The organism is Sphingobacterium sp. UBA7631 (assembly GCF_002483935.1).
In the GTDB taxonomy this organism is placed as follows: domain Bacteria; phylum Bacteroidota; class Bacteroidia; order Sphingobacteriales; family Sphingobacteriaceae; genus Sphingobacterium; species Sphingobacterium multivorum.
The window spans coordinates 172,570-186,586 of record NZ_DLIX01000002.1 but is presented as its reverse complement, the minus strand read 5'-3'; the positions used below and the strand labels follow the sequence as shown (position 1 = coordinate 186,586).

Sequence of the window (14,017 nt, the reverse complement as noted above, 5' to 3'; positions counted from 1 at the left end):
GCTTATGCGAATGATCAGCGGGCTGTGGCTGGGAAATGCAGTATATCATCATCGGAATGTATGCTTATCCGCGCTCCAGCCATATAGTCCCTGCCTCAAGTCTTACTGAGATAGAACAAAACTATTTCGATTGTAGAGCCGTTTCGATCAACTCCCCGTAAAAATCCCCCTCCTTCATTCCAAAAGCCCGTACCTGCTGCGGAATAAAGCTTTGTGGAGTCTGCCCCGGAATGGTATTAATTTCGATAAAATAAAATTTATCGGTATCGTTTTCTAAAAAGAAGTCCACCCGAACCATACCCTTACAGTTCAATCTCACATAAATTTCCCTTAAAATACGTGCAGCGCGCTCCTGCTCTTCCGTAGTCAGGTATGCTGGTGTAATCTCTTCGGTCAATCCAGGTACATACTTGGCTTCATAATCAAAAAATTCACGTGTAGTACGAACTTCGGTAGCCGGCAAAACAACGAGTTCGCCTTTTGAATTCCTAAAAATTCCCTCGGAAAATTCGCGTCCAGTCACAAATTCTTCAACAATAACCTGTTTCCCGGTATTCTCTGCATCAAAAGCTTTATCAATCGCTTCCTGCAGTTGTGCCGATTCCTTTACTTTGGTCATTCCGATACTACTTCCACCGGCATTAGGTTTCACAAAATACGGCAGCGAAAGATTGCTTTCGACGATTTTAACCGCTTCAGGGCGTTGCGATTCAAACAATAAGACCGATTTTGCCAAATGCAACTCGGGAATATCCGATAAGATCGCTTTTGTATACCCTTTATTCATAGTCAATGCCGAAGTCAAGGCATCACATGAGGTATATGGAATATCTAATAAATCAAAATAGCTCTGAAGTCTTCCATCTTCTCCGGGCACACCATGCACCATAATAAATGCTAAGTCAAAGCTTAAGGTATCTCCGTTCAATGGAAGTGTAAAATCTGCTTTTGAAATCGGATGCCGCTTACCGTCCAAATCTTCATAGTACCATGCTTCTTTGGTCACTGTAATCAAATATATATCGTATTTGTCGTGATCAAGTTGAGAATTGACAAAGGCAGAACTTTTAAAAGAAACTTCAGCTTCTCCTGTATAACCTCCAGTTATTAATGCTATTTTTGCTTTCATAAATTTTAGCGATTCGAATAGCAAATATAATTTGCTATACACGGAAAAACGAATAATTTTGTGAGGAATAATTTTATTTAATCATTCTGCAAACTTGGCTTTAATATTGCGGTTCTATGCAGAATTAATTTTTATCAAAACAGAGAAATGTCCAAAGTCGTACAATATCTTCAGACCCCTACTTTTAGGAAAAATCTTATTGCCGCTTTTATCGCGATAGTATGTCTATTCCTTTTCGTTTATGTTGGACTGAAAATATATACCAAACATGATGAATCTATAGCCGTTCCTAAAGTGAAAGGCCTTCATATCAGTGCTGCCATCCAGGCGCTGGAAGACGCGGGGCTGGAATATCAAATTGACTCCGTCTACCAGATGGACGCCAAACCAGGAATGGTCATCGAGCAGGATCCCGAACAAGGATTTCATGTAAAATCGGGGCGGACTATTTATTTGACCATTATCACACAAGTTGCACCTGAAGTTGCCTTTCCGAATATAAAGGATAAAACATTGATCGAAGCAACGGCTATTTTGAAAAACCATAACCTTAGAATCGGAGACACTTCTTATGTCGCCGATATCGCTAGGGACATCGTATTGGATGCTCAATTTGCTGGACAATCAATCCGTAACGGGCGCATGATTCCTAAGGGTTCACGTATAGATCTAGTTTTGGGAAATGGACTCGGTGCTAATGAAGTGGAAATACCCAACTTAATTGGTCTTCCATTAAACGAAGCGAAGTTTGCCCTATCTGGAGCTGGTCTAGGCCTAGGCACAGTGACTTATGATCCCAATGTAACGGATACAGCCACCGCAGTAATCAGTGTACAATCACCAGGAATAGAAAAAGGCTTAACCAGCTTAGGGGCTAAAATAGACATAACGCTCTCATTGACGGCACCAACAACAACTACAGGTGCTCCAGCTGGAGGTACGCCAACTCCTAAACCACAGGCAAACCAAACACAGGTTACTCCGCCAGCAGCAAAAGCTCCGGTTCAGTCTAAGCCCGTTGCTCCAGCGAAAAGTACCACAACAAATACGCCAGCAGCTAAATCGACAACAACAAATCCAACTGCAGGGCAGAAAAAAGAAAAAGAAAGTAAAGGGAATAGTCTTGGCTTTTAAGTGTATTGACTTAAAAATGAAGCTGCATGGCATAATCTCCATTATGATGGATTAGCGTTTGTTGCAGATTCAGGAATTGTATAAAATATAAAGATGAAACCGATCCATATCTGGGCGATTTCATCAACCATTGACCGCTAAAGGCTTTATGAATGCCCTTAATAGCGAACAACAAATGAATAAAAAATTTTAGCATGGAAAATAAAAAAGGAATACCAAGTTGGTTAAAAATCATTGCCCTGATCGTTATCGTTGTCGGAGGTTATTTTGCTTGGACATTTTATAAAGCATTTTATGCTTCCAATGTATCGGGAGAGAAAAAATACCTGTACATACACGAGGGCGAAAAATATGAAGATGTATTGAAATCAATCAAGGATTCAAATCTTGTGGATGACATCGCTTCCTTTGAGCGTGCCGCACAATATAAAAAATATGAGCAAAGTGTAAAACCCGGACGTTATCTGTTAAACCCTGGTATGAACAATAGACGCTTAGTTGGCAATTTGATTGGTGGCTACCAAGAACCTGTAAAATTCAGATTTTCCAATGTGCGACTGAAAGAGAATATGGCCGCACTCCTTGGTAAAAGTTTTGAGGCAGATTCTGCAGAATTTATCGCGGTACTAAATGATGAGGCTACAGCACAGAAATATGGATTTACAAAAGAAAATCTGATTGCTATATTTATCCCCAATACCTACGAAATTTATTGGAACACCAATCCCGAAAAAGTAATTGCTCGTTTTGATGATGAATGGAAAAAGTTTTGGAATGCAGATCGCACTGCAAAAGCAAAAGCACTTAACCTGACACCGCAACAAGTCAGTACATTGGCTTCTATTGTCAAAGGTGAAGCCTTACACCAGGATGAAATGCCCATGATCGCCGGATTATATTTAAACCGCCTCAAAAAAGGCATGTTATTGCAAGCTGATCCTACCGTGATCTTTGCCAACAACGACTTTACCATTAGAAGGGTATTGAATAAGCACCTTAGAACAGACAATCCTTACAATACTTACATCTATAGGGGCTTGCCTCCAGGTCCTATTTCAATTCCAAGTATTGCTGCAATTGATGCGGTCTTAAACTTTAAGCAACATGATTATATTTACATGTGTGCTAAAGATGATTTTTCGGGCTATCATAATTTTGCAAAAACAGAGGCTGAGCATTTGATCAATGCACGTAAATTTCAACAGGCATTGGACGCCAGAAATATTAAAAAATAATGTTTGTATTTGACCATCAGATTCGTGTCCGCTATGCAGAAACAGACCAAATGGGGTATGTTTATTATGGAAATTATGCTGCATTTTACGAAATAGCGCGGACTGAAATGCTGCGGAGCACGGGGATATCGTATAAGGAGCTGGAAGAAATGGGGGTCATGCTCCCCGTTACGGAGATGAAAACAAAATACCTAAAACCGGGCAAATACGATGATTTGATCACGATACGGGTAACAATCCGCCAGAAACCTGCCGTCCGTATTATTTTTGAATATGAACTGTTCAATGAAAGCGGAGAACTACTCAACCAGGGCGAGACAACTTTGGTCTTTGTCAACATGGAAAAAAATAGACCTTGTATGCCGCCACAGGTTTTCTTGGATAAGATGAGTAACTATTTTAATTGATATGGGGAAAATCCACCAATGGCTATTAAATATTGAACCTTATTTTAGATTAATCGAATGGAGTAAACGTGTCGTACTACCTGGCTTTGGCTCGCTACCACTCTATACTGTGGCCGTATTTTTCTTTCAGGAGCTATCGAGAGATTCCATTGTCAGCAAGGCTTCTTCCCTTTCCTATAGCTTTTTATTGGCCATTTTTCCGGGTATCATTTTTTTATTTACATTGATCCCTTATATTCCGATCAATAATTTTCAGGAACAGTTGCTGGACTTTCTGGCCGTGGTTATTCCCAAAAATGCTTTTCTGGTTGTTGAAACGACTTTGGAGGATATTATTAAAAACCAAAATGGTGGATTACTTTCTTTCGGTTTTTTATTTGCGGCCTATTTTGCAACCAATGGTATGGCCTCTCTGATGAATGCCTTCAATAAGGCTTCCCTCATGACGGAAAGAAGGCCATGGGTCAGAAAACGTTTGCTTGCCTTAGCCTTGGCTTTCCTAATTATTTTTGCGTTAACAGTTGGGATGACAATATTTACCCTAGCTGGCATTACCATAGACTACCTCAAGGAAACAACAGGTATAAAGTCGAGCTTCTGGGCCATTCTACTTAAAGTAGCCCGATGGTTGATAATATTTGCTATTTACTTTTTCACGGTAAGCTGTATTTACAAATTTGGTCCTTCCAACTCCAATAAATGGAAACTCTTCAGTCCCGGAGCTTCTATGGCTACCATTTTAGCAATATTGACGTTTTCCATATTTACCTTTTATATCAATCATTTTGGTGCATATAACAAACTCTATGGATCCATTGGGACACTGATCGTCATTATGCTCTGGATTTACCTGAATACGCTTATTTTATTATTGGGCTATGAGCTTAATGCAGCAATAGCGCTGTCTAAACAAACCATTGTTATTGCCAAACCACGCATTTTCAACTCTTTTAAGAGAGACGAATAGGTGTATAAAATTATTTAAAGCTTCATTTACCCCGTCAGGTTGGCAACAAATGAACGGTAGAAGACGCTAAACGAGCGTTCGAACAGGCAGCTTTACATGTCTAAAGCAAAAGGCCTGTATAACTGAAAGTCTTTCAATAAAATAAGAAAAATAAAATTTTGCATTTAAAGTTTTTTTGTACCTTTGCAACTCCTACAAAGTAGGAAAAAGGAGAAAATTAATTAATGGCAAAAAAACAAGAAGCAGAAAAAGAATTAGCAGCGAAAAACGCAGAGCTACAAGGTGCTGACACTAAAGTAGTGAAAGACACTGAAAAAATTGAATCAGAAGCTGATTCAAACTTAATCGACGAAATCAAATCAAACACTTGGATCACACCAGAAGGTGAATTTGACTGGGATGCAAATGATAAAGGTTTCGGAAATTATAGCGAAGCTGAACGCGCTAAACTTGAAGCACAATACGCAGATACTTTCAACCAAGTTAACCAAGGTGAAATTATTGAAGGTACTGTAGTTTCTATCAACAACAAAGACGTAGTCTTAAATGTTGGTTTCAAATCTGACGGTTTAGTTTCTTTATCAGAATTCCGTGACTTACCAGAATTACAAGTTGGTGACAAAGTTGACGTATTCGTTGAATCTCAAGAAGATGCTAACGGTCAATTAGTACTTTCTCGCAAACGTGCTAAAACTCAAAAATCTTGGGAAGCTATCAATGAGGCATTGGAAAATGATGCAATCATTACTGGTTTCGTTAAGAGCCGTACTAAAGGTGGTCTTATCGTTGATATCAAAGGTGTTGAGGCATTCTTACCTGGATCTCAAATCGATATCAAACCTATCCGTGACTACGATGTATACGTAGGTAAAACAATGGAATTCAAAGTTGTGAAAATCAACCACGAATTCAAAAACGTTGTCGTATCACACAAAGTATTAATTGAAAACGATTTAGAAAACCAAAAATCTGAAATCGTTGCTAAATTAGAAAAAGGTCAAGTATTAGAAGGAACAGTTAAAAATATCACTGATTTCGGTGTGTTCATCGATTTAGGTGGTGTTGACGGTTTATTGCATATCACAGACATCTCTTGGGGTCGTATCGAGCATCCAAAAGAAGTTTTATCGTTAGATCAAACAATCAACGTTGTTGTATTAGACTTTGATGACGAGAAAAAACGTATCGCTTTAGGCTTGAAACAATTATCTGAGCATCCTTGGGAATCTTTAGATACTGCATTAGAAGTTGGTTCTAAAGTTAAAGGTAAAATCGTAACAGTTGCTGATTACGGTGCTTTCTTAGAAATCATCCCTGGTGTTGAAGGTTTGATCCACGTTTCTGAAATGTCCTGGTCACAAAACTTACGTTCTCCACAAGAGTTCTTGAAAGTTGGTGATGAGATCGAAGCGCAAATCTTAACGTTAGATCGCGATGAGCGTAAAATGAGCTTAGGTATCAAACAATTGACTCCAGATCCTTGGAAAAATATCACTGAGCGTTACCCTGTAGGTTCTAAACAAACAGCTGTTGTTAAAAACATGACTAACTTCGGTGTATTTGTTGAATTGGAAGAAGGTATCGATGGTTTGATCCACATCTCTGATTTATCTTGGTCTAAAAAAATCAACCACCCTAACGAATTCACTAAAGTTGGTGAAACATTAGACGTAGTTGTTTTAGAATTGGATGAAGAAAACCGTAAATTATCTTTAGGTCACAAACAATTGGAAGAAAACCCTTGGGATACTTTCGAAACGATCTTTACTGAAGGTTCTATCCACGAAGGTACTGTGATCAAAGTTGGTGACAAAGGTGATATCGTAGCTTTACAATATGGTGTTGAAGGTTTCTGTCCTTCTAAACACTCTGTTAAAGAAGACGGTTCTTCATTGAAAGTTGATGAAGTTACTTCATTCAAAATCATCGAGTTCAACAAAGAGAACAAACGTTTGGTAATTTCTCACTCTCGTATCTGGGAAGAAGAGAAAGAAGAAGCTCGCAAAGAAGAGTCTAACAGCCGTAAAAAAGACGCTAAAGCTGAGTCTTCAGCTGTGAAAAAAGTAAAAGATTCTGTTGAGAAATCTACTTTAGGCGACTTAGACGTATTAGCTCAATTGAAAGAGCAAATGGAAAATGATAAAAACGCTAAGTAATTAGCAATTTCAATCCATAAAAAGCGGCTGTTCCAAAAGAACAGCCGCTTTGCTTTTATAGGGATGCTTTTGTAATTTTGTAGCAATAAACTTTATTGTTATGTCATTCAAATCAGCCTTAATCAACCCCACCGAACTTATGGAATCATTGGGACAGCATACAGACATTGTCCTCCTTGATTGCACCATCGACAAAGTTGGCCAATCCATCAAGGACGCCAAGTTCGAAGTACTACCCCATTCTCAATTTTTTGACATCGAAGGGAAACTTTCGGATTCTACTTCTAAATTACCACATACCCTTGTATCGGCAGAAGTATTCGAACGGGAAATGCAACGCCTAGGAATCAATCAGGATAGTACCGTCGTGTTATATGACAGATGGGGTGTTTATTCAAGCCCAAGGGCATGGTGGATGTTTAAGGTCATGGGTTTTGAACAGGTATTTATTCTAAATGGTGGCGTCCCCGCTTGGAAAAAAAGTAAATTACCGCTCGTAGACCAGTATGCAGCTGCTGTAAAACCCGGTAACTTTAAAGCCCAATTTCAAGCCAACCATTATGCTGACAAAGAATATATCTTAACACATTATCGGGATGCTCAAGTGAATATTTTTGACGCCAGAAGTAAAGGTCGATTTAGTGGTTTAGTCGCTGAACCTCGAAAAGGCCTTCATGGTGGACATATCCCCCATTCCAAAAACCTCCCTTTCGAAGAATTACTTGATGGAATCGTTTATAAACCCCTTGGTGAACTGAAACAGCAATTTGATCATCATAATGCTACCGGAAATGAATATGTATTCTCCTGTGGATCGGGTATCACGGCCTCAATCTTAGCATTTGCTTCTCATCTTGTTGGTCACGAGCAAATCCGCGTATACGATGGCTCTTGGTCAGAATGGGGTCGCGAAGAGCTCAATCTACCCATCGAAAAATAGTTTAAAACAAGGTATTCCAAGAGTAGAGATTATCCTCCAAGCGGATTTTTTCCGCATCCAGGAGATCGCGGATAATCTCTATTCTTTTCTTTTCTGTACCTATCGTCAAACTAGCCACCAAATCGTGAATGTTTTTAGCGCCAGCGAGCAAACTACTTTTGATTTCTGCTTTTATATCTGCGCGCTGCTTTTTCTGATGATTACGGATCAGACACAAATCGCATACTTCACAGAACCCCGCATTTTTTTCTCCAAAATATAACAACAGCGACTGACTGCGGCAATTGCTACGTTCAATATAACCGATCATGCCATTGACTTCTTCTTCTTTCACCTGATGGCGATCGCGAATAAAAATATGATCGATATGCAGGTGTTTGTAATCGACGCGGTTCTGCAAAAAGGTCAATTGTGGCGCATCTGTAGAAGGCAGATAACTCGCTATTTCCAATGACTCTAACGACTTCAATAGCTCGACAACACGATCATAAGGCAGACCCAACTTACGTGCAAATTCGTATTCATTAATGAGGATATAGTTTTCAAATACACCACCATAGCTGCGTAAAATAGCCTTAATGAGCTTATCATATTTTACATACTGCACCTGAACTTTATACAATTCGGCGCTATCAATTTCAAATTTAAACCGTGAGGGGATTGTGACAGCTTCGGACAAAACCAACCAAGTGTCCCGCTCCAGAAACTTCAGCGCATTCATAACAGGAACCAATGGCAGCTGATATTTTTTGGCAAAAGCAACAACATCAAAATCTACAGTCACTCCTTCTCCAGCACCATAGGGAATCTGAAAATGATTACACAGGTAATGATAGGTCTGTTGAATAAATGGAATATCAGGGAAGCTAGCTTGCAAATTATCGACAAGCTTCTGCTCATCTGTCTTTTGATAAAGAATAACGGGATAGGCCTTCTTGCCATCTCTTCCTGCCCTACCGGCTTCTTGATAATAGGCCTCCAGTGAATCGGGCAAATCGAGGTGAATCACAAAACGCACGTCAGGTTTATCAATTCCCATCCCAAACGCATTGGTAGCTACAATAACGCGAACAACATTTGTCATCCACCCTTGCTGTTTCTGATCCCGTTCCTGCCCCGAAAGTCCGGCATGGTAATAATCTGCCGAAATGCCGTTATTGACCAAAATACGGGCTATCTCCTGCGTTTCTCGCCGGTTTCTGACATAGACAATACCGGATCCACCCAACTTATGTATAATCCGGACCATACGTCCCATCTTATCCTCTTCTTCAATGGCCATATACGCCAAATTGTCCCGGAGAAAGCTTTTGACAAATACATTTTCTTTCGGAAAGCTCAGTTTCTGTTGTATATCGCTGATGACACGCTCCGTTGCGGTCGCTGTAAGGGCCAGAAAAGGCACCTTGGGATGCAGTTCCCGTAATTTAGCAAGTTCTAAATAGGGCGGTCTAAAATCATATCCCCATTGAGAAATACAATGTGCTTCGTCTATCGCAAATAGATTTACATTCATAAATCGTATGCGCTCCCTTACTACATCATTGTACAATCTTTCAGGAGAAAGATAGAGAAATTTTATTTGCCCATAGACGCAATTATCCAAGGTAATATCCACCTCCCTCTTCCGCATTCCAGCATATATTGCGACCGCCTGAATTCCATTTTTTTTCAAATGTTCAACCTGGTCTTTCATCAATGCGATAAGCGGTGTAACGACAATACAAATCCCTTCTCGCATCAAGGCAGGTACTTGAAAACAGATCGACTTCCCTCCGCCGGTTGGCAACAAAGCCAAAGTATCTTTACCTGAAATGACCGATTGAATAATTTCTTCCTGCAGGGGTCTAAATGAATCGAATCCCCAGTATTGCCTTAAGATTGATATACTATCTTGCGTCATAAATTCTCCTTATCCCAAACATACGCAAAATTATCTTTCATGAGATAATTCTGTATCCCCAAACTATCTAACGTACGTTGTATATGCTTGGATTTTTCCTGTGAATTGGATCCATCCAGTATAACAAGTTTTGGTCTGATTTGCCTCAATAATCGGGGTAAACCATTTAATAAATTTTTCCTAACGATAACGAGGTCAGCATGTGGCATAGTTTCTACGGCATGGCACAGAATAGCGATTTTACCCAAGGGGAGCGTAACAAGATAGTTTTTACGCTCCTGGCCATGCAAAGCCACAAACTGAACTTCTTCTTTCGTCAATAATTGAATTTCTCTTCCACATGCATATTGCAAGCCCCGGGCTTGCAAAGAATCAAATGTGCTGTAAATGATACCGCGCCCACCTTTGAAATAACCGATCGTCAACTCTTGTTTCGTATTATAGACCCGAAATCGTTCTGCATCTTTATTTTCTAAGCGTTTTTGCACAGTGATCAATAGCATTCCAATTGCACAGCATCCCCCTAACCAAACGTATTTTTTATCTTTCCACTGAAAAGCATATAAACAAGAAAACAGTGCAAAATAGGTCAAAAATAGGAGCTCAAGCCCCATAGGATCAACTTTTATTGTTGAAAAAGCCCAACGGTCAATACATTTCAAACCGTATAAGATGAAAGCAATGAGATGCTCCAAGAGCAAACCCATTAAATCGTTAATCCCCTCCATTGGATTAATTGTCATGATAAAACCGAGATACATCGCTAGGGTTGAAGGAAAATCGACTAATAAGTTGGCTACCAGAAAATAAGTTGGGAATTGCCCAAAATAATAAAGACTCAGTGGTGTTGTCAGTATTTGCGCAGCAACAGAAACAGCCAATGTATCTCTCAAAAGCCGCAATATCGGTCTTTTGACCGGAAGGAATGCTTCGACAAGCGGCGAGCATATCGTCATACCCAAAACAGCTAAAAAGGACAGCTGAAAACCCACATCAGCAACCGCCCTTGGAACGATCAACAGAATCAATACTGCGGCAATAATAAGCGAATTGAGCGTTGAAAAGCCTCGTTTAAAATGCTGTGCACAGAGTACAAAACTAATCATAATAGCCGCCCGCGTAATGGGCGGATCAAGCCCTGCAATAAAAGCATATATCCAGATCATACTCCATAACAAAATTAGCGGCAACCATCTGAGATAGGAAGGCCAGGCAATTCGTTTGAAAATAAGGGATAAAAACCCGAATAAAACAGCAACATGCATTCCGGATACACTTAACACATGTATCGTTCCCGTATTGGTGAAGGCCTGTATGCTTTCGGCACTGATATCGCTCCGCGAACCATATAATAAAGCTGACACAATAGCAAAGTTCTCATCCCCTTTAATATGGGGTCGAAGCTTGAGCAAAAAATATCTTCTCATTTGTAAAGCGAGCGCAATCAACGAAAAAGTCGTTGTTTCTTGCCGGCTGATCAGCTTGTACTGACCAGAGACTGCGAAAAGTTCATGGTAGACATACTGCCTTTTCAAATACGCCCTATAATCAAACTCCATTGGATTGAATGGCGGAGCTATTTCCCGGGGCTGACCTTTTAACCACAATAGGTCACCAAACTGCAGCGTATTCTTCTGGCTGGATTTTAGGGATAACATGAGTCTACCTGTCGTTTCTATAAATTCACCTTTTTGGTAAGCCCCTATTACCTCTGTAGAAAAACGAATGATACCACGCTTCACTTTGGGCTCTTCAATAATTTTAACCACATAACGATCTGTCATTATATGGGAGAAATGACCGATTGCAACCAAAGGGTCCTCGCGCCAAAATTGGAAGATCCCAAATAATACAATAGATACATAATACCCGCAGGTATACCCGTATTTGCGAATTGTACCTTTAAAAAAATAACTAATTATCGTTAACAGAGTCATCACAACCAATACCTGCTGTATAAGTTGAAAAATAGGGCGCGAAATCGGTATTTTAGGGACGAAAAGAAGTGTCGCAATATATAAGATCGCTATCTTAAGAATAGGCAGCCGCTCTAATCTTTGTGTAAAACTCAGCTCTTTCATAACTGCCACCGCAACTGTACCTTAACCTCGGATTTTCTATTGCCCTCAATTTGGTCTAATCCAGTCCCGATATGCTCTCGTCCCGGATAATAATAGACCCCATATTTGGCCCATACCTGAAGATGGCGACTTAATCGATACTGTAGGTTGAAATACATTCTCCATCCCCTTGTATTGTACATTCCAAACCCAGAGGCATATAATACGTCTCGCTCATAAGCATAGATCCGATTGTCATAACTTGCCGCATCGAAATACGCAATCCGCATATTCGACTGCAATTTTCCAGTGGTAGACTTCCAAAGTATATCCTGATAATACATATATCCGAAACCATTTTCCTGATACTCTTTTTGGAATAAATTGGCCTCTACCCGGGAGCGAATAGTCCATATTGAACTTAGGCGGTATTGAAATTCTATCCTGAACTGCTGTTTGCCGGTATTCACAAGCCCATGCTCGGTTTGCCCCTCTCCCTGGTAGTTCACTTGTTTCAATCGGTTGCGATAGCGCAACGAAAGTTGGCCTTTTTTGTACCACATGTAACTCAGCTGGCTAAAGAAATCGGCGCCTGTAGATAGCGTATCAGCCTGATACTTTGCTCCTGGAAAACGAAATACATCGGCATAATTCGACCAGAGCAATTTTCTTCCCAGTTGATAGGTAAGTCCCAAATAAGCACCCTGTTCGTTGGAGCTGTTATCCGATTCACCAAATCCTTGTCCATAAAAAGTATGAAAATTCTTCTTGTAGTCCCGAAGCAATATAACCGATGATAAACGTGGATGTAAACTTATGATAGCTCCTGTCAATAATGCTGAACCGCCATCGATACTATTGGCATATTCACCAAATAAATACGTGTTTCGAATCGTATAGTTTACATATAAACTTATATTTCGGAGCAATTCACCTTCAAAGTCCGCCTCTTGCCGTATAGCATTGCCTTTTGTTTTAAAGGCATTCAATTGAGTCTGATTGAAATGAATACCCATTTTGATCCGTTTATAGCGCCACAATAGATTCAGTCCATAGGCTAGTTGAGATGCGGCATGACGGTATTGCTGTTCGGTTGCTGTCCGATGCAGTCCGGTACTCGCGATTGTTGAAATCGTAGCAGGAGAAGCGATACGGTTAACTTTTCCATCAATGGATCGATAGGAGACATAGGGTGTAACCTCAAATTGACCGATCTGTAGTGTCCCGGCAATGCCCCGCATAAAATTTGCCTCATTTAAGGAAGTATATGACTTTACTCCAATCCCTTGTCTTGCTGTATGCTGTACCAATCCCCCTTTTCCAAAATTCAAACCGTTCCACATACTGAGCCCTTGTCCGAATTGTAAAGCATAGTCGCCGATTACGATATTCCTGAAACGGCCAAAATTCTTTATCGATACACTTAGGCTATAGAAATCAAATCCCATTTTTTGTTTATCCCTAAAAAAGGGCTCCCCGGCATCTTTCTCCATATTGACCGCTAATTGAACCACAGCGTTCAATTGGGCTCTATACCTAAAAGCATAGCGATTGGCATCGCCGAGATAATGGGATTTCGTCGTATCGACAATACGGTACCCTTTTGCTTTTTCGAGTGTCCGGGCATATCGTACCGTAAATTCCTGTTTAAAATTTCTCGATTTCAGGGTTTCAAGAGGAGATCCGGGGCCTACCCTCACAAAAGGTAACAGTAAACTGATTACACGCTCATTAAATCCTTCAATAGACTGTAGTTCAAGCACGTCAATAAAATTTCCTGAAATGGTCCTATGCTCCAGTAGACGCTCGATCAATAAAGGGTCCAAAAACTGTAATTCTGTGAGTTCTCTTCCATCCGTTTTGTTGAGATCGATCGGGTGTTTGAGATAATGATACCACTTTTCAGTGAATTCACTCAAATCAGCATCTGCTGCGAGCTCATCCGATAAGCTTTCAAATAAATCTTGGAGATCGATTTTTTCATTTGTTTGCGCCAAACAGGTTATTCCAATAAAACAACCTATAAAGAGCAAAATTTTGCTACAATATTTCATAATAGGTTTTAATTAATATTGGCTAAATGCTA

At 40.1% G+C, this 14,017-nt stretch carries 10 protein-coding genes; 6 read left to right on the top strand and 4 right to left on the bottom strand.

The window, feature by feature from the left end; translation table 11 throughout:
* Positions 1-121 precede the first annotated feature (121 nt).
* Positions 122-1,129, bottom strand: a complete 1,008-nt coding sequence (locus tag B3P16_RS01025; protein WP_286752458.1) for a D-alanine--D-alanine ligase family protein — start codon at positions 1,127-1,129, stop codon at positions 122-124.
* A gap of 147 nt (positions 1,130-1,276) precedes the next feature.
* Here B3P16_RS01025 and B3P16_RS01020 point away from each other — a divergent pair, with 147 nt between their 5' ends.
* The 6 genes from B3P16_RS01020 to B3P16_RS00995 all read left to right on the top strand — a co-directional run bounded on the left by B3P16_RS01020 (position 1,277) and on the right by B3P16_RS00995 (position 7,968).
* Positions 1,277-2,263, top strand: a complete 987-nt coding sequence (locus B3P16_RS01020) for a PASTA domain-containing protein (protein ID WP_070565008.1) — start codon at positions 1,277-1,279, stop codon at positions 2,261-2,263.
* Positions 2,264-2,457: 194 nt separating this feature from the next.
* Positions 2,458-3,498: an endolytic transglycosylase MltG gene (gene mltG, locus B3P16_RS01015; RefSeq protein ID WP_112373644.1), complete on the top strand. Its 1,041-nt coding sequence runs from the start codon at positions 2,458-2,460 to the stop codon at positions 3,496-3,498.
* Entirely contained in the window at positions 3,498-3,905 is a 408-nt protein-coding gene (locus B3P16_RS01010) for an acyl-CoA thioesterase (protein ID WP_070564999.1), read from the top strand. The genes mltG and B3P16_RS01010 overlap by 1 nt, the downstream gene beginning before the upstream one ends.
* A 1-nt stretch (position 3,906) precedes the next feature.
* Positions 3,907-4,872 (top strand): YihY/virulence factor BrkB family protein, encoded by a 966-nt coding sequence (locus B3P16_RS01005; RefSeq protein WP_070564997.1) that lies wholly within the window; start codon positions 3,907-3,909, stop codon positions 4,870-4,872.
* A gap of 224 nt (positions 4,873-5,096) precedes the next feature.
* Positions 5,097-7,028, top strand: coding sequence for a 30S ribosomal protein S1 (gene rpsA, locus B3P16_RS01000; protein WP_070564994.1), 1,932 nt, complete (start codon positions 5,097-5,099; stop codon positions 7,026-7,028).
* Positions 7,029-7,128: 100 nt separating this feature from the next.
* The gene (locus B3P16_RS00995) at positions 7,129-7,968 is read left to right on the top strand and encodes a sulfurtransferase (protein WP_286752457.1); all 840 of its coding nucleotides are present in this window, start codon (positions 7,129-7,131) and stop codon (positions 7,966-7,968) included.
* Position 7,969: 1 nt separating this feature from the next.
* Here the strand turns inward: B3P16_RS00995 and B3P16_RS00990 are convergent, their stop codons facing one another.
* From B3P16_RS00990 to B3P16_RS00980, 3 genes are read right to left on the bottom strand one after another with little or no spacing between them, the layout of a single operon-like run.
* Positions 7,970-9,871, bottom strand: coding sequence for a RecQ family ATP-dependent DNA helicase (locus B3P16_RS00990; protein ID WP_112373646.1), 1,902 nt, complete (start codon positions 9,869-9,871; stop codon positions 7,970-7,972).
* Positions 9,868-11,952: a ComEC/Rec2 family competence protein gene (locus B3P16_RS00985; protein WP_286840973.1), complete on the bottom strand. Its 2,085-nt coding sequence runs from the start codon at positions 11,950-11,952 to the stop codon at positions 9,868-9,870. The genes B3P16_RS00990 and B3P16_RS00985 overlap by 4 nt, the downstream gene beginning before the upstream one ends.
* Positions 11,949-13,985, bottom strand: a complete 2,037-nt coding sequence (locus tag B3P16_RS00980; protein WP_286840971.1) for a ComEA family DNA-binding protein — start codon at positions 13,983-13,985, stop codon at positions 11,949-11,951. Before B3P16_RS00980 ends, B3P16_RS00985 begins: the two co-directional genes overlap by 4 nt.
* Positions 13,986-14,017: the final 32 nt, after the last annotated feature.

What these genes read in the sequence shown, in the direction of transcription:
- B3P16_RS01025 (WP_286752458.1), bottom strand. Translation starts at nt 1,129, where the DNA reads ATGAAAGCAAAAATAGCATTAATAACTGGAGGTTATACAGGAGAAGCT.
- B3P16_RS01020 (WP_070565008.1), top strand. Translation starts at nt 1,277, where the DNA reads ATGTCCAAAGTCGTACAATATCTTCAGACCCCTACTTTTAGGAAAAAT.
- mltG (WP_112373644.1), top strand. Translation starts at nt 2,458, where the DNA reads ATGGAAAATAAAAAAGGAATACCAAGTTGGTTAAAAATCATTGCCCTG.
- B3P16_RS01010 (WP_070564999.1), top strand. Translation starts at nt 3,498, where the DNA reads ATGTTTGTATTTGACCATCAGATTCGTGTCCGCTATGCAGAAACAGAC.
- B3P16_RS01005 (WP_070564997.1), top strand. Translation starts at nt 3,907, where the DNA reads ATGGGGAAAATCCACCAATGGCTATTAAATATTGAACCTTATTTTAGA.
- rpsA (WP_070564994.1), top strand. Translation starts at nt 5,097, where the DNA reads ATGGCAAAAAAACAAGAAGCAGAAAAAGAATTAGCAGCGAAAAACGCA.
- B3P16_RS00995 (WP_286752457.1), top strand. Translation starts at nt 7,129, where the DNA reads ATGTCATTCAAATCAGCCTTAATCAACCCCACCGAACTTATGGAATCA.
- B3P16_RS00990 (WP_112373646.1), bottom strand. Translation starts at nt 9,871, where the DNA reads ATGACGCAAGATAGTATATCAATCTTAAGGCAATACTGGGGATTCGAT.
- B3P16_RS00985 (WP_286840973.1), bottom strand. Translation starts at nt 11,952, where the DNA reads ATGAAAGAGCTGAGTTTTACACAAAGATTAGAGCGGCTGCCTATTCTT.
- B3P16_RS00980 (WP_286840971.1), bottom strand. Translation starts at nt 13,985, where the DNA reads ATGAAATATTGTAGCAAAATTTTGCTCTTTATAGGTTGTTTTATTGGA.